The organism is Duganella sp. FT27W, assembly GCF_009295655.1.
In the GTDB taxonomy this organism is placed as follows: domain Bacteria; phylum Pseudomonadota; class Gammaproteobacteria; order Burkholderiales; family Burkholderiaceae_D; genus Rugamonas; species Rugamonas zoogloeoides.
The window spans coordinates 1-231 of record NZ_WHIV01000051.1; the positions used below are offsets into that span (position 1 = coordinate 1).

A 231-nucleotide genomic window follows, 5' to 3' on the forward strand; every position below is an offset into this window, starting at 1 on the left:
GCATTGAACTGTACGGGCCGCGTCTTATCGTAAGACGTTGCCCAGAATCTGGGAGAAGTAAGTAGGTGGGTAATGAAGTTGTGTATCAACGAACGTCTCAACGTACTTCTTATTCACCATAACCTGCCAAGGTTATAGGGACAAGCCGTACGGGCAATTAGTACTGGTTAGCTTAATGCATTACTGCACTTCCACACCCAGCCTATCAACGTCCTGGTCTCGAACGACCCT

At 48.1% G+C, this 231-nt stretch carries 1 rRNA gene; it reads right to left on the reverse strand.

Features of this window, described 5'->3' with window-relative positions:
* Positions 1 to 136 precede the first annotated feature (136 nt).
* Positions 137 to 231 (reverse strand): 23S ribosomal RNA (locus F8197_RS28420); the annotation flags it as partial.